Source organism: Acidovorax sp. GW821-FHT10E03 (assembly GCF_059415205.1).
In genome coordinates, this window is sequence record NZ_JBWKMU010000012.1 from 182,325 (window position 1) to 207,804 (window position 25,480).

Sequence of the window (25,480 nt, forward strand, 5' to 3'; positions counted from 1 at the left end):
GCATAAAATCACGCCCCCACCCCAGGTAGACCCCCATGAATGTTCCGATTGCGTTGGCTGCCTTGCAGATGCAGGCTGCCGAGCCCGTGCGTCTGCGCGAGATTCCCTATAACTACACCTCGTTCTCCGACCGGGAGATCGTGATCCGCCTGCTGGGGTCCCCGGCCTGGGACGTGCTGGACCAATTGCGCAAGGAGCGCCGCACCGGGCGCTCCGCCCGCATGCTGTACGAAGTGCTGGGCGATATCTGGGTGGTGCAGCGCAACCCCTACCTGCAGGACGACCTGCTGGACAACCCCAACCGCCGCAAGCTGCTGGTCGATGCCCTGCAGCACCGCCTGGCCGAGATCGACAAGCGCCGCACCCCCGACGACGACGCCGGGCGGGACCGCCTGGTCGGCGAGCTGGTGGTGGCGGCGCGCCGCGCCGTGGCCGAATTCAACGCCACCTTCGAGCAGGCCGCGCAGCTGCGCCGCCAGATCCAGAAGACCCTGGGCCGCCTGACGGCCAAGGACAACATCAAGTTCGACGGCCTCTCGCGCGTGAGCCACGTGACCGACGCGACCGACTGGCGCGTCGAATACCCGTTCGTGGTGCTCACGCCGGACACGGAAACCGAGATGGCAGGCCTGGTCAAGGGCTGCATCGAACTGGGCCTGACCATCATTCCCCGCGGAGGCGGCACCGGCTACACCGGCGGCGCCATCCCGCTGACGTGGAAAAGCGTGGTCATCAACACCGAAAAGCTCGAAGCCATGACCGAGGTGGAGATGCGCCGCCTGCCGGGCATGGACCGCGAAGTGGGCACGGTGTGGACCGAGGCCGGCGTGGTCACTCAGCGCGTGGCCGATGCGGCCGAGCGTGCGGGTTTTGTGTTTGCCGTGGACCCGACCAGCGCCGAAGCCAGCTGCATCGGTGGCAACATCGCCATGAACGCGGGCGGCAAGAAGGCCGTGCTGTGGGGCACGGCGCTCGACAACCTGGCCAGCTGGCGCATGGTCACGCCCGACGCCCAGTGGCTCGAGGTGACCCGCCTGGACCACAACATGGGCAAGATCCATGACGTGGAGACGGCCACCTTCGAGCTGCAGTACTTCGAGGCCGACGGCAAGACGCCCGTGCGCACCGAGCGCCTGGCCATCCCGGGCCGCACCTTCCGCAAGGAAGGCCTGGGCAAGGACGTGACGGACAAGTTCCTCTCGGGCCTGCCCGGCATCCAGAAGGAAGGCTGCGACGGCCTGATCACCAGCGCGCGCTGGGTGGTGCACCGCATGCCCGAGCACACGCGCACCGTGTGCCTGGAGTTCTTTGGCAACGCCAAGGACGCCGTGCCCAGCATCGTGGAGATCAAGGACTTCATGTTCGCCGAGCAAAAGCGCTCGGGCGTGCTGCTGGCCGGCCTGGAGCACCTGGACGACCGGTACCTGAAAGCGGTGGGCTACGCCACCAAGAGCAAGAAGCACGGGGGCGGCCTGCCCAAGATGGTGCTGTTCGGCGACATCGCGGGCGACAACGCCGACGACGTGGCGCGCATCACCAGCGAGGTCGTGCGCATCGCCAACTCGCGCAGCGGCGAAGGCTTCATCGCCATCAGCCCCGAGGCGCGCAAGAAATTCTGGCTGGACCGCAAGCGCACGGCCGCCATCAGCCGCCACACCAACGCCTTCAAGATCAACGAAGACGTGGTGATCCCGCTGCCGCGCATGGCCGAGTACACCGACGGCATCGAGCGCATCAACATCGAGCTGTCCCTGCGCAACAAGATCAAGCTGTGCGACGCGCTCACCGAGTTCTTCGAGCGCGGCAACCTGCCGCTGGGCAAGCACGACGACGCGAGCGAAATCCCCTCGGCCGAACTGCTGGAGGACCGCGTGGCGCAAGCCCTGGCGCTGGTGGCCGAGGTGCGCGCGCTGTGGGCCGGCTGGCTGCAGGATGTCGAACCCCTGTTCCCGCAGCTGCAGGACCACACCCTGCGCGCGAGCTGGAAGACCCAGTTGCGCGCGCCGCTGTCGGGCATCTTCGCGGGCGCGGCGTTCCAGCCCATCCTGGACGAAGCCACGGCCATCCACAAGCGCGTGCTCAAGGGCCGAGTCTGGGTGGCGCTGCACATGCACGCCGGCGACGGCAACGTGCACACCAACCTGCCGGTCAACAGCGACGACTATGAAATGCTGCAGACCGCGCACGAGGCGGTCGAGCGCATCATGGTGCTGGCGCGCAGCCTGGACGGCGTGATCTCGGGCGAGCACGGCATCGGCATCACCAAGCTGGAGTTCCTGACCGACGCCGAGCTGCTGCCGTTCGCGCAGTACAAGCAGCGGGTGGACCCCGAAGGGCGCTTCAACAAAGGAAAATTGCTCCGAAATCAGGAGCTGCTTGCGCTGGAGGGGAAAGCGCTGGAGGCCCATCTGGCTTCCAAGCCGGCTTCCAGGCCCGCCGCCTTGCATGCCGACCTGACCAATGCCTACACGCCCAGCTTCGGCCTCATGGGGCACGAGTCGCTGATCATGCAGCAGAGCGACATCGGCGCGATCGCCGATTCGGTCAAGGACTGCCTGCGCTGCGGCAAGTGCAAGCCCGTGTGCTCCACGCACGTGCCGCGCGCCAACCTGCTCTACAGCCCGCGCAACAAGATCCTGGCCACCTCGCTGCTGGTCGAGGCGTTTTTGTACGAAGAGCAGACCCGCCGCGGCGTGAGCATCAAGCACTGGCAGGAGTTCGAGGACGTGGCGGACCACTGCACGGTGTGCCACAAATGCGAGAGCCCCTGCCCGGTGAAGATCGACTTCGGCGACGTCACCATGAACATGCGCAACCTGCTGCGCAAGATGGGCAAGAAAACCTTCCGGCCTGGCAACGCGCTGGCGATGACCATGCTCAACGCCACGAATCCGGACACCATCAAGTTCATGCGTTCGGCCATGGTGGACGTGGGCTTCAAGGCCCAGCGCCTGGCCGTGGACCTGCTGCGCAAGGTGGGCCGCAGGCAGACGGCCAAGCCGCCAGCGACGGTGGGCACGGCTCCGATCAAGGAGCAGGTGATCCATTTCATCAACAAGAAGCTGCCGGGGGGATTGCCCAAGAAGACGGCGCGCGCACTGCTCGATATCGAGGACAAGGACTACGTGCCCATCATCCGCAACCCGGCCACCACCACGGCCGAGACGGAAGCGGTGTTCTATTTCCCGGGGTGTGGCTCGGAGCGCTTGTTCAGCCAGGTCGGCCTGGCCACGCAGGCCATGCTGTGGCATGCGGGCGTGCAGACCGTGCTGCCGCCGGGCTACCTGTGCTGCGGCTACCCGCAGCGCGGCAGCGGCCAGTTCGACAAGGCCGAGAAGATGATCACCGACAACCGGGTGCTCTTCCACCGTGTGGCCAACACGCTCAACTACCTCGACATCAAGACCGTGGTGGTGAGCTGTGGCACCTGCTACGACCAGCTGCAGGGCTACGAGTTCGGCAAGATCTTCCCGGGCAGCCGCATCATCGACATCCACGAGTACCTGCTGGAGAAGGGCATCCAGCTGCAGGGCAAGGGTGCCTACCTGTACCACGAGCCTTGCCACAACCCCATGAAGCTGCAGGACTCGATGAAGACCGTGAAGGCGCTGGTGGGCGAGCAGGTCTTGAAGAGCGAGCGCTGCTGCGGCGAGTCGGGCACGCTGGGCGTGACGCGCCCGGATGTGTCCACGCAGGTGCGCTTCCGCAAGGAAGAAGAAATCAAGAAGGGCGAGGCCCAGCTGCGTGCCAGCGGCGCCGTCGGCGCGCAGGACAACGTGAAGATCCTCACCAGCTGCCCCAGCTGCCTGCAGGGCCTGAACCGCTACGAAGGCGACCTGAACAACGGGCTGCTCGAAGCCGACTACATCGTGGTCGAGATGGCGCGCGAGATCCTGGGCGAGAACTGGATGCCGGACTATGTGCAGCGCGCCAACAACGGCGGCATCGAGCGGGTGCTGGTGTGACGGCCTGCCCGTTGTGCGCTGAAGATGGTGGCGCACTGGTCTGGCGCGGTGAGCGCCTGCGTGTCATCCGTGCGCAGGAGGCGGGGTTTCCTGCCTTTTACCGCGTGGTCTGGAATGCGCATGTGGCCGAGTTCTCTGACCTGGCTGCTGCCGAACGTGCCCACTGCATGGAGGCCGTGACGATGGTGGAGCGGGCCCTGCGCCAGCACCTGTCGCCCACCAAGGTCAACATCGCGGCGCTGGGCAACATGGTGCCGCACCTGCACTGGCATGTGATTGCGCGGTTTGACTGGGACAGTCACTTTCCCTCACCCGTGTGGGCGGCTGCGCAGCGGCCCAGCCCTGTGGCGCAAGAGGCTGCCGTGCAGGCGCTGCTGCCAGCGCTGGAAAGCGCCTTGCGCCAGCAACTGGCGACCCTGGCTACTGCGTGACTGGCGCTCTGTCAGGAGTCGGTGCGTCTGCCGGCCCTCTGGGCGGTGGGGTCTGCGGCGGGTGGGACAATCACAACCGCCTTTTCTGACAACAGTTCTCTCACAGGTGAATCCATGGCAGGTTTGAAAGCGGGCGCGCCCACGCCGCAGGCAATCACGGTGCACGAAGCATCACGGGTGCTCGAAGTGGGGTTCTCCGATGACGCCACGTTCCGCATTCCGTTTGAGCTGATGCGGGTGTATTCACCGTCGGCCGAAGTGCAGGGTCATGGCCCGGGCCAGGAAGTGCTGCAGACGGGCAAGCGGGAGGTCACGCTGGTCAACCTGGAGCCCGTGGGCAACTACGCGGTCAAGCCCACGTTCTCGGACGGCCACGACAGCGGCATCTTCACCTGGGACTACCTCTACGAACTGGGCCAGAAGCAGGACGCGCTGTGGACGCAGTACACCGAGCGCCTGGCCGCGGCGGGCGTGGACCGCGACGCGCCGATGGCGCCCAAGGGTGGTGCAGGCGGGCATGCCTGTGGCGGTCACTGAAGGGCAGCCCCTAAGCCCTTGTTGACCAATGTGCTATTGAAAGAAGAGCTGCCAGCGCAATATAGGCAAGCGGTAGCGGCTGTTTTCTCTTTGATGGCGTTGTCCTAATTGCGACACAAGCCCCATTTCAGTGCGGGGTTGTCGCTGTACCTCTGGCGCTTGCGCGCCTAGCATGATTCTTATGAGCACCACACATTTTGGTTTTCAGTCGGTCGACGAGCAGGAAAAGGCGCGCCGCGTGCGTGGCGTGTTCGATTCGGTCGCCTCCAAATACGATGTGATGAACGACCTCATGTCGGCCGGCCTGCACCGCGCCTGGAAGGCCTACACCGTGATGGTGGCCAACCTCGGCGAGGGCAGCCAGGTGCTGGACATCGCGGGCGGCACGGGCGATCTCGCGCTGGCATTTTCGAAGAAGGTGGGCGCCACGGGGCGCGTGGTGCATACCGACATCAACGAAGCCATGCTGCGCGTGGGTCGCGACCGTCTCATCGATGCGGGCGTGGTGCTGCCCACGCTGGTCTGCGATGCCGAAAAGCTGCCGTTCCCGGATGCGCATTTCGACGTGGTGAGCGTGGCCTTCGGCCTGCGCAACATGACGCACAAGGACCAGGCCATCGCCGAGATGTGCCGCGTGCTCAAGCCCGGCGGCAAGCTGCTGGTGCTCGAATTCTCGAAGGTGGCCAAGCCGCTGGAAAAAGTGTACGACTGGTATTCGTTCAAGGTGCTGCCCCAGCTGGGCAAGCTGGTGGCGGGCGACGATGCCAGCTACCGCTACCTGGCGGAGTCCATCCGCATGCACCCGGGACAGGAAGAACTCAAAAGCCTCATGCAGAAAAATGGCTTTGGGCATGTGGACTATCACAACATGACGGGGGGCATCGTCGCCTTGCATGTTGGAATCAAGTGCTGAGTGAGCGTTTCGCTCGGTCATTAACGGAGACGGAGAAGTCATGATGAAACTGTGGTCTGTGGTGTTGGTCGCGATGCTGGCGTTTGCACACGCCGATGCCGACGCCCGGCGACTGGCTGGCGGCAAATCGGTGGGCAAGCAGTCCAGCAATGTGACGCAGCGCGAGTCGGCAACGCCGCCCGCAACGCCGGGGGCTCCGGCACAGAACGCGACCAATGCGGCAGGCGCCAAGCCGGCCACGGCGGGCGCGGCACCCGCCGCCGCGGCTGCGAAGAAGCCCTGGGGCGCGATGCTGGGTGGCCTGGCCGCGGGCCTGGGCCTGGCCTGGCTGGCCAGTTCGCTGGGCCTGGGCGCAGGGTTCGGCAATATTTTGATGATCGCGCTGCTGGCGCTGGCCGCGTTCGCCATCTTCAAGATGGTGATGCGCGCGCGCAGTGGCGCCAGCCAGGGCGGTGGTGCCGCTGGAGGCGCGCCGTTCGCCTTCCAGGGGGCAGGGGCCGCCTCGCCGGCGGCGGCGCAGGTGCCTCCGCAGTACAGCCCCAACAACGTGGGCAACGACGCCTCGGCGCGCCCCTGGGAGCGCAGCAGCATGGCGTTCGATGCCTCGCGCGCAGCGCAGGGCGGGGCCGGCACGGGTGTGGTCATCGGTTCGGGTCTGTCGGGCTCGCAGAACTGGGGCGTTCCGGCCGATTTCGACACCGAAGGGTTCCTGTCCGCCGCCAAGCGCAACTTCGTCACGCTGCAGGCCGCCTGGGACCGCTCGGACATCACCACGCTGCGTTCCATGATGACGGACAGCATGCTGGACGAGATCCGCACCCAGCTGACCGAGCGCGAAGCGCACCGCGGCGTGCAGCCCAACCACACGGACGTGGTCATGATCGAGGCCCAGCTGCTGGGCATCGAGGACCTGGGCGACGGCTACATGGCCAGCGTCGAGTTCTCCGGCATGATCCGCGAGGAGCCCTCCGCGGGCCCGAGCCCGTTCCGCGAGGTCTGGAACATGACCAAGCCCAAGGCGGGCAGCAGCGGCTGGCTGGTGGCAGGGGTGCAGGCCCTGCAGTAATAAAGGAGATACCCCCATTTGGGGCTATCCCAGTTCAGGGAATAATCGGGGACTATGGCAACACCACAGTCCCCTTTTTCGTTTCTGGACGGCCTCTTCGAGCGTGTGGCCGCCGGCCCCCAACCTCCGCAGTGGCTGGTGCACGAGATGCAGCAGCGCATGGTGCTGTTCCTCAACCATGTCCTGATGCAGGAAAAGGAGGCCACTGACCGCCTGGTGCGCCAGAAGGGGCGCATCGCCCGCGTGCAGTGGCGCGCCTATTCGATGGCGCTTGTCATCACGCCCGCCGGCCTGTTCAACCTGGCGCCCGAGACCGCGGCGCCCGACCTGCGCCTTGAAGTGACCGAGAGCTCGCCGCTCACGCTCGCCCAGGCGGCCCTGCGGGGGGACAAGCCCTCCATCCGCATCGAAGGCGATGTGCAGCTGGCCGCCGAGATCAACTGGCTGGTCGACCATGTGCGCTGGGATGTCGAGGAAGACCTCGCACGCGTGATCGGCGATGCCCCGGCGCACACGGTGGCGCAGGTTGCGCGCCGCGCCGCGCAGGCGCTGCGCCAGTTCGTGGGCGCGCGCGTGGCGCCATCGTCCTTTGCGGCCGTGCCCGTGCCCCCCATGCCGGCAGCGCCGGCCAGCGGCTCCGACCGGGCCGGCGCATGAAGCAATTCCTGCGGGGCGCCGCCATCCTCTGGGTGGGGTTCCGGTACGGCCTGGACGGCCTGGTGCTCGACAGCTTCCAGAAGCCCTGGCTGCGGCCGGTGTCGCGCATCCTGTCGTTCGGGCGCAACCTGGACGCCCCCCGGGGCCAGCGGCTTCGCCTGGCGCTGGAGCGGCTGGGGCCCATCTTCGTCAAGTTCGGCCAGGTGCTTTCGACCCGGCGCGACCTGCTGCCGCCCGACGTGGCCGACGAGCTCGCCCGGCTGCAGGACCGCGTGCCCCCGTTCGATCCCGAGGTGGCGATCGCCACCATCGAGCGGGCGTTCCGCAGGCCCGTGGATGAGGTCTTCACGTCCTTCGATCGCGTGCCGGTGGCCAGCGCCTCGATCGCGCAGGTGCACTTCGCCACGCTGCGCGACCGCCACGGCATCGAGCGCGAGGTGGCGGTCAAGGTGCTTCGCCCCGGCATGCTGCCGGTGATCGAGAAAGACCTGGGCCTCATGCGCATGATGGCCGGCTGGGTGGAGAACCTGTCGGCGGATGGCAAGCGCCTGAAGCCCCGCGAGGTGGTGGCCGAGTTCGACAACTACCTGCACGATGAGCTGGACCTGGTGCGCGAGGCCGCCAACGCCGCGCAGCTGCGCCGCAACATGCAGGGGCTGGACCTGGTGCTGATCCCCGAGATGTTCTGGGACTTCTGCCACCCCGAGGTCATGGTGATGCAGCGCATGAACGGCGTGCCCATCAGCCAGACGGAGCGCCTGCGCGATGCCGGGGTGGACATCCCCAAGCTGGCGCGCGACGGCGTCACGATCTTCTTCACCCAGGTGTTCCGCGACGGCTTCTTCCACGCCGACATGCACCCGGGCAACATCCAGGTGAGCCTGGACCCGGCGACCTTCGGGCGCTACATCTCGCTTGACTTCGGCATCGTGGGCACCCTCACCGAATCGGACAAGGAGTACCTCGCGCAGAACTTCGTGGCGTTCTTTCGCCGCGACTACAAGCGCGTGGCCGAACTGCACATCGAAAGCGGCTGGGTGCCGCCCGAAACGCGGGTCAACGATCTGGAATCGGCGATCCGCGCGGTGTGCGAGCCGTACTTCGACCGGCCGCTCAAGGAAATCTCGCTGGGCATGGTGCTGATGCGGCTCTTCCAGACCTCGCGCCGGTTCCATGTGGAAATCCAGCCCCAGCTCGTGCTCCTGCAAAAGACACTGCTCAACATCGAAGGCCTGGGCCGCGAGCTCGACCCTGAGCTGGACCTGTGGAGCACGGCCAAGCCCTTCCTGGAGAAGTGGATGCTCGAGCAGATGGGACCCCAGCGCGTGCTGCGAGAGCTGCGCGCCGAGGCGCCGCATTACGCCAAGCTGATTCCCGAGCTGCCCCGGCTGCTGTACGACTACCTGCGCCACAAGCCGCAGGACCATCGGCGCGAGCTGCTGGAACTGCTGGCCGCGCAAAAGCGCACCAACCGCCTGCTGCAGGGCATCATCTACGTGGGCGCGGGCTTCGTGCTGGGCCTGCTGTCGCTGATGCTGGTACAGCAGTTGCAAGTGCTTCTGCGTTTCCGGATTTTCTAGGTTTCCCTTCCCCACCCCTTCGCGACATCGAGGAGCATGCCGTGCTGTTGACCCTGGTCATTGTCTATCTGTTGATCACCATCGCCATCGGCCTGCTGGCAGCCCGGCGAGTCAAGAATGCCGCGGATTTCGCCATTGCAGGGCGCCATCTGCCGCTGTACATGATCATCACCACCACGTTTGCAACGTGGTTCGGCTCGGAAACGGTGCTGGGCATCCCGGCCAAATTCATCGAGGGCGGGCTGGGCAACGTGGTCGAAGACCCCTTCGGCGCCGGCTTCTGCCTGATCCTGGTGGGCCTGTTCTTCGCGGGCAAGCTCTACCGCATGACGCTGCTCACCATCAGCGACTACTACCGCGAGCGCTATGGCCGCACGGTGGAGATCGTCTGCTCCCTCATCATCATGCTCAGCTACCTGGGCTGGGTGTCTGCCCAGGTCACGGCGCTGGGGCTGGTGTTCAACCTGCTGTCGGCCGGCGCCATCAGCATCCCCGTGGGCATGACCATCGGCGTGGTCTCCATCCTGGCCTACACGCTGTTTGGCGGCATGTGGTCGGTGGCGGTGACCGACTTCATCCAGATGATCATCCTGGTGGTGGGGCTGGCCGTGATCGCGGTGTTCGCGGGCAACATGGCGGGCGGTGCCGGCAAGGTCATCGAGTTCGCCTCCAGCCGCGAGCTGTTCCGCTTCCTGCCCGAGCCCAAGTTCCATGACGTGGTGTTCTTCATCGCGGCGGGCGTCACCATGATGTTCGGCTCGATTCCGCAGCAGGACGTGTTCCAGCGCGTGATGTCGGCCAACAACATCCAGGCCGCCACGCGCGGCCCGGTGATCGGGGGCATCTGCTACATCCTGTTCGCCTTCGTGCCCATGTTCCTCGTGGCCAGCGCGCTGATCATCATGCCCGCCGAGACGGCCGAGCTGCTCAAGGACGACCCGCAGAAGGTGCTGCCCACGCTGGTGCTGTCCAAGATGCCCTTCGTGATGCAGGTGCTGTTCTTCGGCGCGCTGCTGTCGGCCCTCAAATCCACCGCGTCGGCCACGCTGCTGGCGCCCAGCGTCACGTTCACCGAGAACATCTGGCGCCAGTTCCGCCCGCACAGCTCGGACAGGCAGCACCTGCGCACCATGCGCGTCACCACGCTGGTGTTCAGTGCGCTCGTGCTGGCGTATGCCATCTACATGCAGGGCACGTCGATCTATGAGCTGGTGTCCGGCGCCTATCAGGTGCCGCTGGTGGGGGCCTTCGTGCCCCTGGTGTTTGGCCTGTACTGGAAGCGCGCCACGACGCAGGGCGCCATCTTCGCGATCGTGCTGGGCTTGCTGACCTGGCTGCTGTTCCTGGCCACGCCCGCGGGCGCGGTCTTCCCCGCCCAGCTGGCAGGGCTGCTGGCCGCGCTGGCGGGCATGCTGATCGGCTCGCTGGGCCCGCAGGCCATCCGCAACAGCCATGCGGCGCACCACAGGCTCGTCGGCACGGAGTGACACGGTGGCCGGGGGCATGCCGCCTATAATTGAGGGTTTTGCACTTTCCCTCAACACTCTGACATGCCTATCTACGCCTACAAATGCGGCTCCTGCGGCCATGCCAAGGATGTGCTGCAAAAAATCTCCGACGCGCCCCTGACGGTCTGCCCCGCCTGCGGCGCGCAGGCCTTTTCCAAGCAGGTGACCGCGGCGGGTTTCCAGCTCAAGGGCTCCGGCTGGTATGTGACGGATTTCCGCGGCGGCAACGGCGGGAATTCCGCCCCCGCCACCGAGGCCAAGCCGGAGTCGAAGTCCGACGCGCCCGCTCCCGCCAGCACCGGAGATGCTCCTAAAAAAGAAGCATCCAGCGCAGCTGCACCAAGCGCTGGCGGCGGTTCAACCTCCACAACCCCTTCGTCGAACTGAGTACCTTCATGGCTGCCTTGCGCAAATGGCTGTTGACCGGCCTTCTGGTGATCGTGCCAGGGGTCATCACGGCGTGGGTGCTCAACTGGATCGTGAGCACGCTCGACCAGACCCTGCAGATCCTGCCGGGCGCATGGCACCCCGACAAGCTGCTGGGAATCCACATTCCCGGCTTCGGCGTGGTCCTCACGCTGCTCATCCTGCTGGTGGTGGGCGCCATCGCCAGCAACTTCGCGGGCCGCAAGCTCGTGCAGTGGGGCGATGCCCTGGTGCACCGCATCCCGGTCGTGCGCTCCATCTACTCCAGCGTCAAGCAGGTGTCGGACACGCTGTTCTCCGAAAGCGGCAACGCGTTTCGCAAGGCCGTGCTGGTGCAGTGGCCGCGCGAGGGCGTCTGGACCGTGGCCTTCGTCACCGGGGCGCCCAACGGCGAGGTGGCGGCCTACCTGCGCGACGAGTTCGTGAGCGTGTACGTGCCCACCACGCCCAACCCCACGGGCGGGTATTTCGTGATGCTGCGCAAGAGCGACTGCGTCGAGCTCGACATGAGCGTGGACGCCGCCCTCAAATACATTGTTTCGATGGGCGTGGTCGCTCCGGCGGACCCGACGCTCGTTTCATCCAAGTAAATAATCCCCTTAACGCGCCCCCTGGGCGCCGGAAGTTTCTGCCATGGCCATGCGTTCCCACTATTGCGGTCTTGTGACCGAAGCCCTGATGGGCCAAACCGTCACCCTGTCGGGCTGGGTGAACCGTCGCCGCGACCATGGCGGCGTGATCTTCATCGACCTGCGCGACCGCGAAGGCTACGTGCAGGTGGTGTGCGACCCCGACCGTGCCGACATGTTCAAGACCGCCGAAGATGTGCGCAACGAGTTCTGCGTGCAGGTCAAGGGGCTGGTGCGCCCCCGTCCCGACGGCACCACCAACGACAAGCTCAAGAGCGGCCAGATCGAAGTGCTGTGCCACGAGCTGAACGTGCTCAACCCCTCGGTCACGCCTCCGTTCCAGATGGACGACGAGAACCTGTCGGAGACCACCCGCCTCACGCACCGCGTGATGGACCTGCGCCGCCCGCACATGCAGCGCAACATGATGCTGCGCTACAAGACGGCCATCCAGGTGCGCAACTTCCTGGACAAGGAAGGCTTCATCGACATCGAGACGCCCATGCTGGGCAAGAGCACGCCCGAAGGCGCGCGCGATTACCTGGTCCCGAGCCGCGTGCACGATGGCCAGTTCTTCGCGCTGCCCCAGTCGCCCCAGCTGTACAAGCAGATGCTGATGGTGGCCGGCTATGACCGCTACTACCAGATCACCAAGTGCTTCCGCGACGAAGACCTGCGCGCCGACCGCCAGCCCGAGTTCACGCAGATCGACTGCGAGACCTCGTTCCTGGGCGAGGAAGAGATCCGCGCGATCTTCCAGCGCATGATCGCCGAGGTGTTCCAGACCCAGCTGGGCGTGGACCTGGGCGAGTTCCCCATCATGACCTACCAGGAGGCGGCTTTCCGCTTCGGCTCCGACAAGCCCGACCTGCGCGTGAAGCTCGAATTCACCGAGCTGACCGAAGTGATGAAGGACGTGGACTTCAAGGTGTTCTCCGCGCCCGCCACCACCAAGGGCGGCCGCGTGGTCGCCCTGCGCGTGCCGGGCGGCGCGCAGATCTCGCGCGGCGAGATCGACGCCTACACCGAGTTCGTGAAGATCTACGGCGCCAAGGGCCTGGCCTGGATCAAGGTCAACGAGGTGGCCAACGGCCGCGAAGGTTTGCAGTCCCCCATCGTCAAGAACCTGCACGACGCAGCCATCGCCGAGATCTTGAAGCGCACCGGCGCCCAGGATGGCGACCTGCTGTTCTTCGGTGCCGACAAGGAAAAGATCGTCAACGACTCCATCGGCGCACTGCGCCTGAAGGTCGGCCACAGCGACTTTGGCAAGAAGAACGGCCTGTTCGAAAGCCGTTGGGCACCGCTGTGGGTGGTGGATTTTCCGATGTTCGAGCATGACGAAGAGAACGACCGGTGGGCCGCAGTGCACCACCCCTTCACGTCGCCCAAGGATGGCCATGAGGACCTGATGGACACGGACCCTGGCAAGTGCATCGCCAAGGCCTACGACATGGTGCTCAACGGCTGGGAGCTGGGTGGCGGCTCGGTGCGTATCCACCGCGCCGATGTGCAAAAGAAGGTGTTCGATGCCCTCAAGATCACGCCCGAAGACGCACAGGCCAAGTTCGGCTACCTGCTGGACGCGCTGCAGTACGGCGCGCCTCCGCACGGTGGCCTGGCTTTCGGCCTGGACCGCCTGATCACGCTGATGACCGGCGCCGAGTCGATCCGCGACGTGATCGCGTTTCCCAAGACCCAGCGCGCCCAAGATCTGCTCACGCAGGCGCCTTCGCCGGTGGACGAAAAGCAGCTGCGCGAGCTGCACATCCGCCTGCGCAACCCCGACGCCATCAAGGCGGCCTGATCCGGGGCATCCGCCAGATCGATCCCGCAGATGCACTCCGGCGGCATCGCACCACAAAGCGGCAGGGGCCTCGGCCCCATGCCGCTTTTTTCTTGGCTGGTTCCCCAGCGTTGAAAGGAAGCCTTCCATGCGTTCCATGACGATCCCGGCCCTGCTGGCAGGGGTGTTGCTGCTGGCCCTGGCGGGCTGCGGCGAAAAGAAGACCGAACTGGGCCAGGGCGGCTCGGTGGTCACCGGTTCGGCCGGGCCCCAGGGCGCGCAGAACGCCGCCCGCGAGCTGGTCCGCTGCGAAGCACCCGTGGCCACGCTGGCGCTGGCCGAGAACCCCAACGGCTACACCGTGGGTTCGGGCTACCACCTGCCGGCATCCCCCGTGCCCCTGGTCAAGCTGCTGGCGCAGCAAAGCGGCTGCTTTCGGGTGGTGGACCGCTCGGCCGGCCTGCGCGGCACCATCCAGGAGCAGGACCTGAAGGACTCCGGCATCCTGCGCAAGAACAACTCCACCGTGGCCAAGGGCAAGGGCTATGAGGCGCAGTACACGCTCACCCCCAGCCTGACCTTCAGCGAGCAGGATGCGGGGCGCGGCCTGGCCGGGGTGATCGCGATGATTCCGGTGCTGCGCGACATTGCCGGCCTGGCCGGTCTGGTGGAGCAGGTCAAGTTCAAGGAGGCGCAGACGGCCCTGCTGCTGTCCGACAACGAAACCACCGAGCAGGTGGCCGCGGCCACCGGGGCGGCACGCACCACCGACCTGGGGGTGGGCGGGCTCGTGTTCGGCAAGCTCGGTGGCGCGGCGGGGGCGGGCTGGAGCAATACCAACGAGGGCAAGGTCATCGCCGCGGCGTTCCTGGATGCGCACAACCAGCTGGTGGTGCAGGTGCGTGCGCTGCAGGCCAAGGAATTGCCCCCGCCCGTGCCCACCACCGCCGCCGCCACGCGCTCCAGGGGCGGGTGAGGAGGGCGCCATGGTGGCAGCGCAGCGGCCCTGCAAGCTCCCGGAGTCGGTGCTGGTGGTGATCCACACCCCGGCGCTGGAGGTGCTGCTGATTCGCCGCGTGGGCGGCGAGGGGCACTGGCAGTCCGTCACCGGCAGCAAGGACCGCCTGGAAGAGCCTTTTGAGGAGACGGCCCGCCGCGAGGTGGCGGAGGAAACCGGCATCGATGCGCGGTCGCCCGGCTGCGTGCTGACCGATTGGGCGCTGGAGAACGTCTACGACATCTGGCCGCAGTGGCTGTACCGCTACGCGCCCGGCGTGGTGCGCAACCGGGAGCGTGTGTTCGGGCTGCGCGTGCCTTCAGGCACCCCGGTCGTGCTCAGCCCGCGCGAGCACGATGCGTTCCGGTGGCTACCCTGGCAGGCCGCCGCGGACGCCTGTTTTTCCGCGTCGAACGCCGAAGCCTGCCTGCTGTTGCCCCGGTTCGCCGGGCAGGCCTGAGGCTTGGGGGGCGCCAGGCGCGTCGCCGATGGCACCGGAGGGGCGCCCGTCCAGCGGCGTTCCCGGGATTTTCAGACCGGCCGCAGGCGCAGCGCGGCCGCGGGGTCGGGAGGCTCGGCGGGGTCGGGGGCCAGGCTGTCCTGGGGCGGCGACGGGATGCGGGTGGGCTCATCGCCGCCGCCGCGTACGCGCAGCACCACGCCGCCGGGCCGGCGTTCGCTGTCCTGCCCCAGGATCGCCCGCGTGGGCGCGGTGCCCACACGCGTGCGCAGCGCGTCGATGGCGTCCTGCAGAGTTTCGGGCGAGGCCATGCGCGCGCGGTGGCGCAGCAGCACCTGCTGGGACATGTCCACCAGCTTGGAGTTGAGCGTGTGCCCGGCCTGCTGCAGCAGGTGGTTCACGGCGCCCGCCGGGTCGCCGGCCAGGCTTTGTGCCATGGCGGCCTCGGCGGTCTTGTTGATCTGCACGAGGCAGTCGCGCACCATCTCCCCGTAAGGTGCGTGCAGGCCGCAGGCGTTGGCCAGCAGCTCGGTCAAGCCCCGTGTGTTGGCGTAGCGCATGCCCAGCGCGCGCACCCAGCCCTCGCCCTCGGACAGGTCGATCGAGGTGACCGCGAGCACGGCCAGCAGGCTGCCCAGGTTGCACGCGGCCTCGAAGTCGAAGCCGCTGGAGGTGATCTCGCCGGCCATGCCGCGCACGGATTCCACGGCCTGCGAGAACTGGCGCTGCTGGATGAGCTGCAGCGTGCGCGCCACCGCCGCGAAACGCCGGATGCGGGCGCTGGACTCGTGCCGCTCCAGGATGCGGCCAAAGTCGGCCATGCAGCGCTCGATGCCCTTGCGGTCGTTGTCGGCGAAGTACGAGAACGTGAGCAGCACCAGCGACTGGAAGTCGAACAGCTTGGAGTCGATGCCCAGCACGGCCGCCCGTGCCAGCACCTTGGTGGCGGTTTCGCGGTCGCCCATGTAGTACGACATCATCCCCAGCTTCTGCAGCCGCACCACCGAATCCGGCGTGAGGCCGCTGGCCGTGCGGTAGGTCTCGATGGCCTGCGAGAAGTTGCCCAGTTCCACCTGCGCGCGGCCCAGCACGTCGTAGGCGTCGGCGAAGGAGGCGTCCTCGCCGATCAGCTCCTGCAGCGTGGTGATGGCCCGCGCCGCCTGCCCGGATTCGATCTGCGCGCGTGCCACCCCGAGCTTGGCCCAGGGCAGGGCGCGGGCGGCGATCACGGCCTCGAACAGCGTGCGGGCCTCGTCGTGGCGGGACAGGCGCAGCAGCAGTTCGGAGCCGATGCGCGCGGCATACAGCCAGTAGGGCTGGCGCGATTCGAAGCGCTCCACGCACAGCTGCGCGGCACGCTCGAAATCCTCGGCCTCGATGGCGTCGAAGATCGGGCGCAGATGGATCTTGCGCAGGCGCGCCAGGCTCAGGCGCTCGAAGAGCGCGCTGGGCGTGAAGGGCTTGAGCAGATAGCCGTCGAGCGCGGACTCGGCGGCCTCGGCCACGGCGGCGTACGAGGCCTCTGACGTGACCATGAAGAACACGGTGGAGAAGGGCAACAGCTGCGCGCGCCGCAGGTCGTCCAGCAGGGTCTGGCCCGAATAGCCCGATTCGCCGAAATACTGCTCGCACAGCACGTAGTCGAACACCGTGTGCTCCAGCCGGCTGCGCGCATCCTGCACCCGGGTGCACTGCACGATGCGGGTCACGCCGTACTCGCGCAACTGGCCCACGAGGATGCTGCGGGAAGTGGCATTGCTGTCGACGATCAGCGCCAGCACCGCAGGCGCGGCGGATGGGTCGTTCTCGGTAGCCATCAGGGTGTGTGCCGGCCCGCCATGGCGGGGGAGTGGAGTGCAACCAAGTGTAAGCCGCCGCCGCGGCTTTCAGCGTCGGGCAAACCCGCAGCCAGCGCGGCTTGCGACACAATCAGGACATGGAACACGACGATATTCTGCGGGTGGCCACCTACAACATTCACAAGGGCGTGCAGGGCATCGGGCCCGCGCGCCGCCTGGAGATCCACAACCTGGGCCTGGCGGTGGAGCAGCTCGACGCCGACATCGTCTGCCTGCAGGAGGTGCGCAAGCTCCACCGGCGCGAGGCGACCTATTTTCAGCGCTGGCCCGAACTGCCCCAGGCCGAGTTCCTCGCGCCCGAGGGCTACGAGGCCGTGTACCGCACCAACGCCACCACCAAACACGGAGAACATGGCAACGCCCTGCTGTCGCGCTGGCCCGTGATCGGGCACCAGCACGAAGACATCTCGGACCACCGCTTCGAGCAGCGCGGGCTCTTGCATGTCGAGGTGGATGCCCACGGGCGGCGCATCCACGTGATCGTGGTGCATCTGGGGCTCATTCCCGGCAGCCGCATCCGCCAGATCGAACGCCTGCAGCGCTTCATCGAGCGCGAGGTGCCGTCCGGCGCGCCCGTCGTGGTGGCCGGGGACTTCAATGACTGGGGCCAGCAGGTCAAGCGCATGCTGGCCGGCTTTGCGCTGCACGAGTTCGACGCGCCGCGCACCTTCACCTACCCGGCGCGGCTGCCGCTGGCGCAGCTGGACCATGTGTACGTGCGCGGCCTCACGCCGCTGTCGCTGCATGTGCCGCGCGGCCGCATCTGGTGGCGCATGTCCGACCACCTCCCGCTGATCGCCGAGTTCAGGCTATGACCCCCGTTGTGCCGTTCGCGGCGCCTTCCTCCCTGGAAGGGGCGACGCCCCCGCCGGGCGACGGGCTTCCGAAATGAGAAGAAAGCCTTTCGCGCGGGCCCATGGGGCAGGATTTTCCGACGACCACCAGGTGCGCCTGCTGCAAGGGGCCGAGGAGCTTTTTCCCGCGCTGATCCAGGCCATGGACGCCGCCCTGTCGGACATCCAGTTCGAGACCTACATCTTCGACTTCACCGGCGCGGGCGCCGCCGTGGCCGAGGCCCTGATGCGCGCGGCGCAGCGCGGCGTGCGCACGCAGCTGGTGGTGGATGGCGTGGGCACGGGCGCCTTGCCCCACGGCTGGGCGCAGCGCCTGCAGGCGGCCGGCGTGCAGTACCGCGTGTATTCGCCGCTCGGCCCCCTGGGCCTGCTGCTGCCACACCGGTGGCGGCGGCTGCACCGCAAGCTGTGCGTGGTGGACGGCTGCATGCTGTTTTGCGGCGGCATCAACGTGCTGGACGACTTCCACGACCCCAACCACGGCGCGCTGGAGGCGCCGCGCTTTGACTTCGCGGTGCAGGCCACGGGCAGCCTGGTGGCATCGGCCAGCGAGACCATGGACCAGCTGTGGTGGCGCATGCAGGCGGTGCGCGACGCGCGCCAGCGCCGCCTGCCCGAGGCCCTGCAGGCCTTGCGCGCCGCCAGCGCGGCCAAGCATGCGCTGCAGGCCGCCGAGGCCGGCCCGCCCATGCGCGCCGCGCTGGTGCTGCGCGACAACGTGCGCAACCGCAGCCGCATCGAAAAGGCCTACCGCCGCGCCATCGGCGCCGCGCGGCACGAAGTCATCATCGCCAACGCCTATTTCATGCCCGGCGGCAAGCTGCGCCGCGCGCTGGTGATGGCGGCGCGCCGGGGCGTGCGGGTGCGCCTGCTGCTGCAAGGGCGCTACGAGTACTTCATGCAGTACCACGCGGCACGGCCCGTGTATGGCGCGCTGCTGGAGGCGGGGGTGGAGATCCACGAATACGCGCCCAGCTTCCTGCACGCCAAGGTGGCCGTGATCGACGCGATGGGCGACAGGCCCTGGGCCACGGTGGGCTCGTCCAACCTCGACCCCTTGAGCCTGCTGCTGGCGCGCGAGGCCAACGTGGTGGTGGAGGACGCCGCCTTTGCCACCGACCTGCGCCAGCGCCTGGTGCATGCGATGCAGCATGCCGGCCGGCGCATGGACCCGGCGCGCTACGCGGGCCGCCCGCTGCGCCAGCGCGTGCTGGACCGCATTGCCTTCGGCCTCATGCGGCTGGCGCTGTGGATCACCGGAAAAAGCTATTGAGCCCCCCTGAGCGGCTGCGCCGCTTTCCCCCCGGGGACGCCACCCCGCGGCCCGGCAAAGCCGCTTCCACGGTGGCACTGGCGTGGGGCGGCGCCGTTGGCAAGTATTGCTATGAATAACATAGCTGCTGGCGCTTTGCCATCAAGCGGTGGAGGTCAAAAACCTTTGAAATCTGCGGTGTGTCAATCGCTGTTACGATTCTGGCCATGTCCAGCCAACCCGCCGCCGATATGACGTCCACCCCGCCGGATGATGAAGGCACGCCTGTCTCCGTCAAGATCCGAGAGCGCCTTGCCGCTGCCCGCAAGCGTTTTCATGCCAATGACAACATCGCCGAGTTCATCGAGCCCGGCGAGCTGGAGAAGCTGCTCGACGAGGTCGAGGTCAAGATGCAGGGCGTGCTCGACAGCATGGTGATCAACACCGAAGGCGACCACAACACCAACAACACCGCGCGCCGCGTGGCCAAGATGTACCTCAACGAGGTGTTCAAGGGCCGCTACGTGGCGCAGCCGGCCATCACGGAATTCCCGAACGCCGAGCACCTGAACGAGCTCATGATCGTGGGCCCCATCACCGTGCGCAGCGCCTGCAGCCACCATTTCTGCCCGGTGATCGGCAAGATCTGGATCGGCGTGATGCCCAACGAACACACCAACGTGATCGGCCTGTCCAAGTACGCGCGCCTGGTGGACTGGGTCATGGGCCGCCCGCAGATCCAGGAAGAGGCCGTGGTGCAGCTGGCCGACCTCATCATGGAAAAGACCCAGCCCGACGGCCTGGCCATCGTGATGGAGGCCAGCCACTTCTGCATGTCCTGGCGCGGCGTGCGCGAGATGGACAGCAAGATGATCAACTCCGTGATGCGTGGCGTGTTCCTCAAAGATTCGGCGCTGCGCCGCGAATTTCTGTCCCTCATCCCTGGAAGGAACTGACCATGCTCGTACGCCTGCTCTATGCCAGCCGCGCGGTGGACACTTCGCCCGCCGCCATCGAAGCCATCCTGACGCAGTCGCGCCAGCACAACCCGGGCTGCGGCATCACCGGGGTGCTGTGCTACGGCGGCGGCGTGTTCCTTCAGGCCATCGAAGGCGGGCGCTCCGCGGTGAGCGACCTGTACGGCCACATCCAGAAGGACCCGCGCCACAAGAACGTGGAGCTGCTGCACTACGAAGAAATCGCCGAACGCCGCTTCGGTGGCTGGACCATGGGGCAGGTGAACCTGTCCAAGATCAACCACTCCATCCTGCTCAAGTACTCGGAGAAGCCCGAGCTGGACCCCTATGCCGTGTCGGGCAAGGTGTCGTTCGCGCTGCTCGAAGAACTGATGGCCACGGCCTCCATCATCGGCAGAGCCTGAAAGGCGGGGTGTTTTGCTGCTGCGCGGCCACACCCCGGGCCTGCGGTACTCGCCGCACGGGACTGCGGCTGCGTTCCTCCACCCAGGCTGAGACCGCTCGCTACACAAGTCACCCCACTTTTCGCTGATGCTCTGGCCTCGTTGTTTCGGCCGCAGCCCACCCGGCTTTGCGGCTTTTTGCATTCAGGCCGCTCTTCTTCTCATCCGTGACTCTTACCGCCTTCGCCCTCATCATCCTTGCCGGCCTCATCCACGCGTGCTGGAACATCGTGGCCAAGAAGGCCGGGGGCGATTCGCGGTTCGCGTTCTTCACCTCGGTGATCATGATGGTCATCTGGGCGCCGTTGGGCTGGTACCTGGGGCGCGATGCCGTGCCGCTGTGGGGGGCCACGGAGTGGGCCTTCGTCGCGGCCAGCGGGCTGCTGCACGTGGGCTACTTCGTCATCCTGCTGCGCGGCTACAGCAAGGCCGATCTCACCGTCGTTTACCCGCTGGCGCGCGGTTCCGGGCCGCTGCTGTCGTCGCTGGTGGCGGTGACGGTCCTTGGCGAGCGCATCTCGGCGCTGGGCGTGGCCGGCATCGCCGGCGTGGTGGGCGGGGTGTTCCTGATCGCGGGCGGCCCGGGCCTGCTGCGCGCCGCGCACGACCCTGCCGCCCGGGCGCGCGTGCACAAGGGCATGCTCTACGGCCTGCTCACGGGCGCCTTCATCGCCAGCTACACCGTGGTGGATGGCTATGCGGTCAAGATCCTGCTGATGTCCCCCATCCTGGTGGACTACATGGGCAACTTCGTGCGCGTGGGCTTGCTCGCGCCCGTGGTGCTGCGCGACCTGCCCACGGCCCGTGCGCTGTGGCTGGCGCAGTGGCGCTTCGCGCTGCTGGTGGCGGCGGTGAGCCCCGTGGCCTACGTGCTGGTGCTGTACGCGATGCGCGAGGCGCCCATGTCCCACGTGGCGCCCGCGCGCGAGGTGTCCATGCTGTTCGCGGCGCTCATCGGCGGCCACCTGCTGGGCGAGGGCGACCGCGTGGCGCGCATTTTTGGCGCGCTGTGCATTGCCGCGGGTGTCACCGCCCTGGCGCTGGGGTAGGCCGTCATGGCGGAGCCCATCCGTCCCCTGCTGCTGGGCTGCGATTTCTCCAGCAGCCCCACGCGGCGCAAGCCCGTCGTGCTGGCGCTGGGCCAGCGGCAGGGCGCGCGGGTACAGCTCGCCGCGCTGGAGCGCTTTGACACGCTGGCCGCGCTGGGCGAGTGGCTCGCCCGGCCGGGCGATTGGGTGGGCGGCTTCGACCTGCCCTTCGGCCTGCCGCGCGAGCTGGTGCGGGCGCTGGGCTGGCCGGTGCAGTGGCGCGCCTGCATGCAGCACTACCGCGGCCTCAGCCGCGCGCAGATCCGCGACCAGTTCGCCGCGTTCTGCGACGCACGCCCCGAGGGCGGCAAGTTCGCGCACCGCGCCACCGACGGGCCCGCGCGCTCCAGCCCGTCGATGAAATGGGTGAACCCGCCCGTGGCCTACATGCTGCACGCGGGCTTGCCGCTGCTGCTGGACGCCGGTGTCCATCTGCCGGGCCTGCACGGCGGAGACCCGCGCCGCGTGGCGCTGGAAGCCTACCCGGGGCTGCTGGCGCGCGAAGTGCTGCAGCGGCGCAGCTACAAGAGCGACGACCGCGCCAAGCACACGCCCGACCGGCTCATTGCCCGCAAGGACCTTGTGAATGCGCTGGAGATGGGCCAGACCCGGCTGGGCCTGCGCCTGAAGCTCAGCCACGCGCAGCGCGATGTGCTGGTGGACGACGCGAGCGGCGACAGCCTGGACGCCGTGCTGTGCCTGCTGCAGGCCGCCTGGGCCCAGCAGCGCCATGCAGAGGGCGACGCGCTCTACGGCCTGCCGCCCGGGCTGGACCCGCTCGAAGGCTGGATCGTGACCGCCGATGCCGCCGATATTGCCGCTTTTCCGGGCATCGGTCCGGCGCACGGTGCGTAGCATGGGCGGAACCCACGCCTGATATCTTCACCACCCCCATGCCGGTTGTCGCCCGCTCCCTGCTTGCCCTCGCCCTGCTGGCACTGCTGATGCCGCCCGCACAGGCCGCCCCCGCGCCCTGGTACTACTGGCGCAGCATGGTGGATGGCGCACGCGTCTGCGCGCAAGCCTCGCCGGGCCATGGCTGGCAGCGCGACAGCGCCGCCTACGAAGGCCCTGGCTGCCAGCCGCGCCGCAAAGTGCTCATCGTGCCCATGCGGTGACGTGCCGCACGGTGGGTGGTGGACAGGCTGCTGTTATAAAAAACATAGCTATCAGCGCTTGTTGCATAAGCGCTAGCAGTCAAAAGTGCTTGCAATCATGTGCATGCATTCGATAATGGCATGCATGACTGAATTGATTCTGATCCGCCACGGCGAGACCGACTGGAACCGCGAACTGCGCTTCCAGGGCCACGTGGATGTGCCCCTCAACGCCACCGGCCACGAACAGGCCCGCCGCCTCGCCGAACGCCTGGCCGCGGAACAGATCGTGGTGGACCACCTGGTCTGCAGCGACCTCATCCGCACGCAGCAGACCGCCACGCCCAGCCTGCAGGTGCTGTTCCCGGAACTGCGCATCGACACCCTCACCGACAGCAGCCTGCGCGAGCAGAGCTTCGGCGTGGTGGACGGCAAGCGCGTGGACGACATCAAGATCGAACACGCCGATGCCTGGACCCAGTGGCTGCGCTTCGAAGCCGACTACGGCATGCCCGGCGGCGAGACCACGCGCCAGTTCCACACCCGCGTGATGGACGCCGTGCGCCGCATCGCGCAGCAGTACCAGGGCCGCAAAGTCATGGTTGTGACCCACGGCGGCGTGCTCGACATGGTCTGGCGCACCGCCCGCGGCACGGGCCTGGACGGCCCGCGCCAGAGCGACATCCCCAACGCCGGCCTGAACCGCGTGCGGGTGGATGGCGATGTGGTGGAGGTGCTGGACTGGGCCGACGTGCGGCACCTGGCGGACCTGCCGGCGCAGCCGGTGTATGACCAGACGAAGCTGCTGGTGAGATAGCCTGGCGGCAGGCACAGGGGAGGGCGGGCCGCGCCCGCGCCTGCTTCTATCGCCGGGCTCCGCTATCCCTGGTGTGGCAGCAGCAGCCCCAGGGCGCCATTGACCACCCCCACCTGCCGCGCGAGCCGCACCGACTCCGGCTGCGCATTGGCCATCGGCTGCAGCAGGTTCTGCACCGCCGCCCACTGCCCGTTGCGCTGCAGCGCATCCAGCCAGATCTGGTGGAACAAATCCCGCTGCGCGTGGCTGCCGCCGATCTCCAGCAGCCGTGGCAATGCCAGGCCCAGCTGCTCCGCCGCCGTGGCCCAGTCGCCTTGCGCATGCGCCAGCAGGCCGCGCGCGGCGGGCTCGCACACCTGCTTCCACACGGTGCGTTCATGTGCCTCGGTGCGCGTGGCGGCGTGGGCCTCGATGTTGCGCAGCAGCGTGCGTGCCGCCTCCGTGCGGCCCGCGCGGGCCAGGCCGTAAAGATACTGCAGGTCCAGGAACGGCAGTACATGGTCGGACAGGCGCAGTGCCAGGTGGCCGGCCACGTCGGCCCAGCGGTGGCCCACATCCACGCCCGCCAGTTCCAGCCGCGCCAGCAGCGAGACGGCGTTGATCTGGTCCTGCGTGTATTCCTTGACCACGCCCCACACCTGGCTGTCGTACAGCGCCAGCACCTCGGCGTGCCGGTCCTGCTCCAGCAGGAAGAGTGCCTGGTGCCACCAGTTGTGCGTGACCATGAAGGAGTTGAGCCCCGTCCAGGTGTCGCTCACGCCGGCCATGAAGTCCGCGCCTTCGCCGATGCGCCCCTGTGTCAGCATCACGTGTGCGAGGGCATGGTGGGCCCAGGGTTCCTTGCGGCACAGGCGCACCGCATGGCGCGCGGCGGCTTCCGCTTCGGTGAGCCGGTGGCACTGCTCCCAGCCAAAGGCCAGCATGCCGTGCAGGTAGGGCACGTCGGCGGCCGCGGGCAGGGCCTGCAGCGCCAGGCGCAGCATGCCGGGGGAGTCGCCGCGGTTGAACAAGTGGTATTGGCCGAGCTTGAGGGAGGCCAGGTCGCGCGGAAACAGGCGGGCCTGCTCCCCGTGCAGCGCGATGGCGCGCGGCAGGTCGCCGTGAACCCAGGCGGCGACGGCGGCCACGAAGCGCTGTTCGCGCTCGCTCGCCGCAGGGGCGTGGGCGAGCGCCCGGTCGATGAAGGGGCGTGCGTTGCCCGGCGCCTGCGCCGATTCGGCGAACATGTGCAGTGCCGCGCAGCAGGCCTGCACGATGGCGCTGGGGTCGCCGGCGGCCTGCAGCACGTTCACCGCGCGGGCCTCGCAGGCGATGAAGCCTTCCACGAAGTCATTCAACGCCGCCGCGCTGCCTGGCTCGCGCAGGGTGGCGGCGTTGCCCAGGCTGTCGGTCAGTGCGTGCGCGGCGGTGGATGGCATGGGGGCATTGTTGGGCGGCAGGGCTCAGCCGCCCTTGATCAGCGTCAGATAGGCCTTGCGTGTCTCGGCCGATACGGAGGCCACCAGCTGCTCATGCGGCGTCTGGTGGCGCGCCAGCATGCGGGCCGTGGCAACGGTCTTGGACTTGCAGAACCAGTGGCAGGTGTGCTGCATCAGGAACAGCTCCGCCGTCATCATGTAGGCCCGGTCCTTGGGCGACAGGTGGCTGGTGTTCTGCACCACATGGGTGATGCCGCGTGCATGGATCGCCAGGGCCCGCCGCATGTCGAAGGTGAACGCCGGCAGGATCTTCTCGGCGAAGGGGATGGCCATCGCGAGGCGGCTGACCCGCGCGTCGGCGTCGCTCACCTTGGCGAAGTCCGCGGCGAAGCGGCTGAACTGCTCGCTCAGCTGCTGTTCGGTGGTGCTCAGCAGGCTCCAGATCTGGCTGCGGCGCTCGTCGGTGCTTTCACCCAGGGCCCGCAGGTAGCCGTCTGTGAGCGCTTCCATCAGCTTTTCGATCTGGTAGTGGGCCAGATGGTTGCCCAGCAGCACGATGCGCTTGCGCTGCTCCTTGGCGTTGAGCATGAAGGTGCCGGTGGCGATGAGGATCGCCAGGATGAGGATGTCCATGCGGTGATTCGTTGAAGTGGTGCGTGTCGTGGTGGCCCGGGGCGCAGGCCAGCCCGGAGGGGGCGCCGCACGCGGGGCGTGCGTGTT

Annotated in this window: 24 protein-coding genes; 21 read left to right on the top strand and 3 right to left on the bottom strand. The window is 67.5% G+C overall.

Annotated features, from left to right (window positions below; genetic code table 11):
• Window positions 1-35 precede the first annotated feature (35 nt).
• The 13 genes from AC07OD_RS21330 to nudB all read left to right on the top strand — a co-directional run bounded on the left by AC07OD_RS21330 (window position 36) and on the right by nudB (window position 14,955).
• The gene (locus tag AC07OD_RS21330; RefSeq protein WP_494597957.1) at window positions 36-3,965 is read left to right on the top strand and encodes a DUF3683 domain-containing protein; all 3,930 of its coding nucleotides are present in this window, start codon (window positions 36-38) and stop codon (window positions 3,963-3,965) included.
• Between the two features lie 11 nt (window positions 3,966-3,976).
• On the top strand, window positions 3,977-4,396 hold the full coding sequence (locus tag AC07OD_RS21335; RefSeq protein WP_494597958.1) for an HIT family protein: 420 nt from the start codon (window positions 3,977-3,979) through the stop codon (window positions 4,394-4,396).
• 114 nt (window positions 4,397-4,510) lie between these two features.
• A complete protein-coding gene (locus AC07OD_RS21340; protein ID WP_218293497.1) occupies window positions 4,511-4,933 on the top strand; it encodes a gamma-butyrobetaine hydroxylase family protein in 423 nt (140 codons plus the stop codon).
• Window positions 4,934-5,114: 181 nt separating this feature from the next.
• On the top strand, window positions 5,115-5,846 hold the full coding sequence (ubiE, locus tag AC07OD_RS21345) for a bifunctional demethylmenaquinone methyltransferase/2-methoxy-6-polyprenyl-1,4-benzoquinol methylase UbiE (RefSeq protein ID WP_218293498.1): 732 nt from the start codon (window positions 5,115-5,117) through the stop codon (window positions 5,844-5,846).
• Between the two features lie 40 nt (window positions 5,847-5,886).
• On the top strand, window positions 5,887-6,912 hold the full coding sequence (locus AC07OD_RS21350) for a Tim44 domain-containing protein (RefSeq protein WP_218293499.1): 1,026 nt from the start codon (window positions 5,887-5,889) through the stop codon (window positions 6,910-6,912).
• 54 nt (window positions 6,913-6,966) lie between these two features.
• Window positions 6,967-7,569: a hypothetical protein gene (locus tag AC07OD_RS21355; RefSeq protein WP_492244441.1), complete on the top strand. Its 603-nt coding sequence runs from the start codon at window positions 6,967-6,969 to the stop codon at window positions 7,567-7,569.
• Window positions 7,566-9,149 (top strand): ubiquinone biosynthesis regulatory protein kinase UbiB, encoded by a 1,584-nt coding sequence (gene ubiB, locus AC07OD_RS21360; protein ID WP_218293501.1) that lies wholly within the window; start codon window positions 7,566-7,568, stop codon window positions 9,147-9,149. The genes AC07OD_RS21355 and ubiB overlap by 4 nt, the downstream gene beginning before the upstream one ends.
• A 41-nt stretch (window positions 9,150-9,190) precedes the next feature.
• Window positions 9,191-10,636 (top strand): high affinity choline transporter 1, encoded by a 1,446-nt coding sequence (locus AC07OD_RS21365; protein WP_218341533.1) that lies wholly within the window; start codon window positions 9,191-9,193, stop codon window positions 10,634-10,636.
• A gap of 63 nt (window positions 10,637-10,699) precedes the next feature.
• A complete protein-coding gene (locus AC07OD_RS21370) occupies window positions 10,700-11,044 on the top strand; it encodes an FmdB family zinc ribbon protein (protein WP_369641678.1) in 345 nt (114 codons plus the stop codon).
• An 8-nt stretch (window positions 11,045-11,052) separates the two neighbouring features.
• A complete protein-coding gene (locus tag AC07OD_RS21375; RefSeq protein ID WP_218293504.1) occupies window positions 11,053-11,673 on the top strand; it encodes a DUF502 domain-containing protein in 621 nt (206 codons plus the stop codon).
• A 43-nt stretch (window positions 11,674-11,716) separates the two neighbouring features.
• On the top strand, window positions 11,717-13,519 hold the full coding sequence (aspS, locus tag AC07OD_RS21380; protein ID WP_218293505.1) for an aspartate--tRNA ligase: 1,803 nt from the start codon (window positions 11,717-11,719) through the stop codon (window positions 13,517-13,519).
• Window positions 13,520-13,655: 136 nt separating this feature from the next.
• Window positions 13,656-14,474 carry a CsgG/HfaB family protein gene (locus AC07OD_RS21385; protein ID WP_370627873.1) on the top strand — a complete coding sequence of 273 codons (819 nt, stop codon included), beginning with the start codon at window positions 13,656-13,658 and terminating at the stop codon, window positions 14,472-14,474.
• 10 nt (window positions 14,475-14,484) lie between these two features.
• Window positions 14,485-14,955 (top strand): dihydroneopterin triphosphate diphosphatase, encoded by a 471-nt coding sequence (gene nudB / locus AC07OD_RS21390; protein ID WP_218293507.1) that lies wholly within the window; start codon window positions 14,485-14,487, stop codon window positions 14,953-14,955.
• A 71-nt stretch (window positions 14,956-15,026) separates the two neighbouring features.
• Here the strand turns inward: nudB and AC07OD_RS21395 are convergent, their stop codons facing one another.
• Window positions 15,027-16,772 (bottom strand): response regulator, encoded by a 1,746-nt coding sequence (locus AC07OD_RS21395; RefSeq protein ID WP_218293508.1) that lies wholly within the window; start codon window positions 16,770-16,772, stop codon window positions 15,027-15,029.
• Window positions 16,773-16,891: 119 nt separating this feature from the next.
• Between AC07OD_RS21395 and AC07OD_RS21400 the strand changes: the two genes are divergently transcribed.
• From AC07OD_RS21400 to AC07OD_RS21435, 8 genes are all read left to right on the top strand, one after another.
• On the top strand, window positions 16,892-17,629 hold the full coding sequence (locus AC07OD_RS21400) for an endonuclease/exonuclease/phosphatase family protein (RefSeq protein ID WP_218293509.1): 738 nt from the start codon (window positions 16,892-16,894) through the stop codon (window positions 17,627-17,629).
• 73 nt (window positions 17,630-17,702) lie between these two features.
• Entirely contained in the window at window positions 17,703-18,941 is a 1,239-nt protein-coding gene (clsB, locus tag AC07OD_RS21405; RefSeq protein WP_218293510.1) for a cardiolipin synthase ClsB, read from the top strand.
• Between the two features lie 206 nt (window positions 18,942-19,147).
• Entirely contained in the window at window positions 19,148-19,876 is a 729-nt protein-coding gene (gene folE / locus AC07OD_RS21410; protein ID WP_218293511.1) for a GTP cyclohydrolase I, read from the top strand.
• Between the two features lie 2 nt (window positions 19,877-19,878).
• Entirely contained in the window at window positions 19,879-20,301 is a 423-nt protein-coding gene (locus tag AC07OD_RS21415; RefSeq protein ID WP_010461918.1) for a BLUF domain-containing protein, read from the top strand.
• Window positions 20,302-20,507: 206 nt separating this feature from the next.
• Entirely contained in the window at window positions 20,508-21,389 is an 882-nt protein-coding gene (locus AC07OD_RS21420) for an EamA family transporter (RefSeq protein WP_218293512.1), read from the top strand.
• Window positions 21,390-21,395: 6 nt separating this feature from the next.
• Window positions 21,396-22,283, top strand: coding sequence for a DUF429 domain-containing protein (locus tag AC07OD_RS21425; protein WP_494597959.1), 888 nt, complete (start codon window positions 21,396-21,398; stop codon window positions 22,281-22,283).
• A gap of 38 nt (window positions 22,284-22,321) precedes the next feature.
• Complete coding sequence (locus AC07OD_RS21430) at window positions 22,322-22,546, top strand: hypothetical protein (RefSeq protein WP_218293514.1); 225 nt, start codon at window positions 22,322-22,324, stop codon at window positions 22,544-22,546.
• 124 nt (window positions 22,547-22,670) lie between these two features.
• The gene (locus AC07OD_RS21435) at window positions 22,671-23,342 is read left to right on the top strand and encodes a histidine phosphatase family protein (RefSeq protein ID WP_494597960.1); all 672 of its coding nucleotides are present in this window, start codon (window positions 22,671-22,673) and stop codon (window positions 23,340-23,342) included.
• Between the two features lie 62 nt (window positions 23,343-23,404).
• On the opposite strand, the gene AC07OD_RS21440 is transcribed toward AC07OD_RS21435, so the two are convergent.
• Both AC07OD_RS21440 and AC07OD_RS21445 read right to left on the bottom strand, forming a co-directional pair.
• Window positions 23,405-24,760, bottom strand: a complete 1,356-nt coding sequence (locus AC07OD_RS21440; RefSeq protein ID WP_494597961.1) for a tetratricopeptide repeat protein — start codon at window positions 24,758-24,760, stop codon at window positions 23,405-23,407.
• 24 nt (window positions 24,761-24,784) lie between these two features.
• Window positions 24,785-25,393, bottom strand: a complete 609-nt coding sequence (locus tag AC07OD_RS21445; RefSeq protein WP_218293517.1) for a hypothetical protein — start codon at window positions 25,391-25,393, stop codon at window positions 24,785-24,787.
• Between the last annotated feature and the right edge of the window lie 87 nt (window positions 25,394-25,480).

Excerpts from the sequence above, each read along its gene's own strand:
- AC07OD_RS21330 (WP_494597957.1), top strand. The coding sequence starts at position 36 with ATGAATGTTCCGATTGCGTTGGCTGCCTTGCAGATGCAGGCTGCCGAG.
- AC07OD_RS21340 (WP_218293497.1), top strand. The coding sequence starts at position 4,511 with ATGGCAGGTTTGAAAGCGGGCGCGCCCACGCCGCAGGCAATCACGGTG.
- ubiE (WP_218293498.1), top strand. The coding sequence starts at position 5,115 with ATGAGCACCACACATTTTGGTTTTCAGTCGGTCGACGAGCAGGAAAAG.
- AC07OD_RS21350 (WP_218293499.1), top strand. The coding sequence starts at position 5,887 with ATGATGAAACTGTGGTCTGTGGTGTTGGTCGCGATGCTGGCGTTTGCA.
- AC07OD_RS21355 (WP_492244441.1), top strand. The coding sequence starts at position 6,967 with ATGGCAACACCACAGTCCCCTTTTTCGTTTCTGGACGGCCTCTTCGAG.
- ubiB (WP_218293501.1), top strand. The coding sequence starts at position 7,566 with ATGAAGCAATTCCTGCGGGGCGCCGCCATCCTCTGGGTGGGGTTCCGG.
- AC07OD_RS21370 (WP_369641678.1), top strand. The coding sequence starts at position 10,700 with ATGCCTATCTACGCCTACAAATGCGGCTCCTGCGGCCATGCCAAGGAT.
- AC07OD_RS21375 (WP_218293504.1), top strand. The coding sequence starts at position 11,053 with ATGGCTGCCTTGCGCAAATGGCTGTTGACCGGCCTTCTGGTGATCGTG.
- aspS (WP_218293505.1), top strand. The coding sequence starts at position 11,717 with ATGGCCATGCGTTCCCACTATTGCGGTCTTGTGACCGAAGCCCTGATG.
- AC07OD_RS21385 (WP_370627873.1), top strand. The coding sequence starts at position 13,656 with ATGACGATCCCGGCCCTGCTGGCAGGGGTGTTGCTGCTGGCCCTGGCG.
- nudB (WP_218293507.1), top strand. The coding sequence starts at position 14,485 with ATGGTGGCAGCGCAGCGGCCCTGCAAGCTCCCGGAGTCGGTGCTGGTG.
- AC07OD_RS21395 (WP_218293508.1), bottom strand. The coding sequence starts at position 16,772 with ATGGCTACCGAGAACGACCCATCCGCCGCGCCTGCGGTGCTGGCGCTG.
- AC07OD_RS21400 (WP_218293509.1), top strand. The coding sequence starts at position 16,892 with ATGGAACACGACGATATTCTGCGGGTGGCCACCTACAACATTCACAAG.
- clsB (WP_218293510.1), top strand. The coding sequence starts at position 17,703 with ATGAGAAGAAAGCCTTTCGCGCGGGCCCATGGGGCAGGATTTTCCGAC.
- folE (WP_218293511.1), top strand. The coding sequence starts at position 19,148 with ATGTCCAGCCAACCCGCCGCCGATATGACGTCCACCCCGCCGGATGAT.
- AC07OD_RS21415 (WP_010461918.1), top strand. The coding sequence starts at position 19,879 with ATGCTCGTACGCCTGCTCTATGCCAGCCGCGCGGTGGACACTTCGCCC.
- AC07OD_RS21425 (WP_494597959.1), top strand. The coding sequence starts at position 21,396 with ATGGCGGAGCCCATCCGTCCCCTGCTGCTGGGCTGCGATTTCTCCAGC.
- AC07OD_RS21430 (WP_218293514.1), top strand. The coding sequence starts at position 22,322 with ATGCCGGTTGTCGCCCGCTCCCTGCTTGCCCTCGCCCTGCTGGCACTG.
- AC07OD_RS21435 (WP_494597960.1), top strand. The coding sequence starts at position 22,671 with ATGACTGAATTGATTCTGATCCGCCACGGCGAGACCGACTGGAACCGC.
- AC07OD_RS21440 (WP_494597961.1), bottom strand. The coding sequence starts at position 24,760 with ATGCCATCCACCGCCGCGCACGCACTGACCGACAGCCTGGGCAACGCC.
- AC07OD_RS21445 (WP_218293517.1), bottom strand. The coding sequence starts at position 25,393 with ATGGACATCCTCATCCTGGCGATCCTCATCGCCACCGGCACCTTCATG.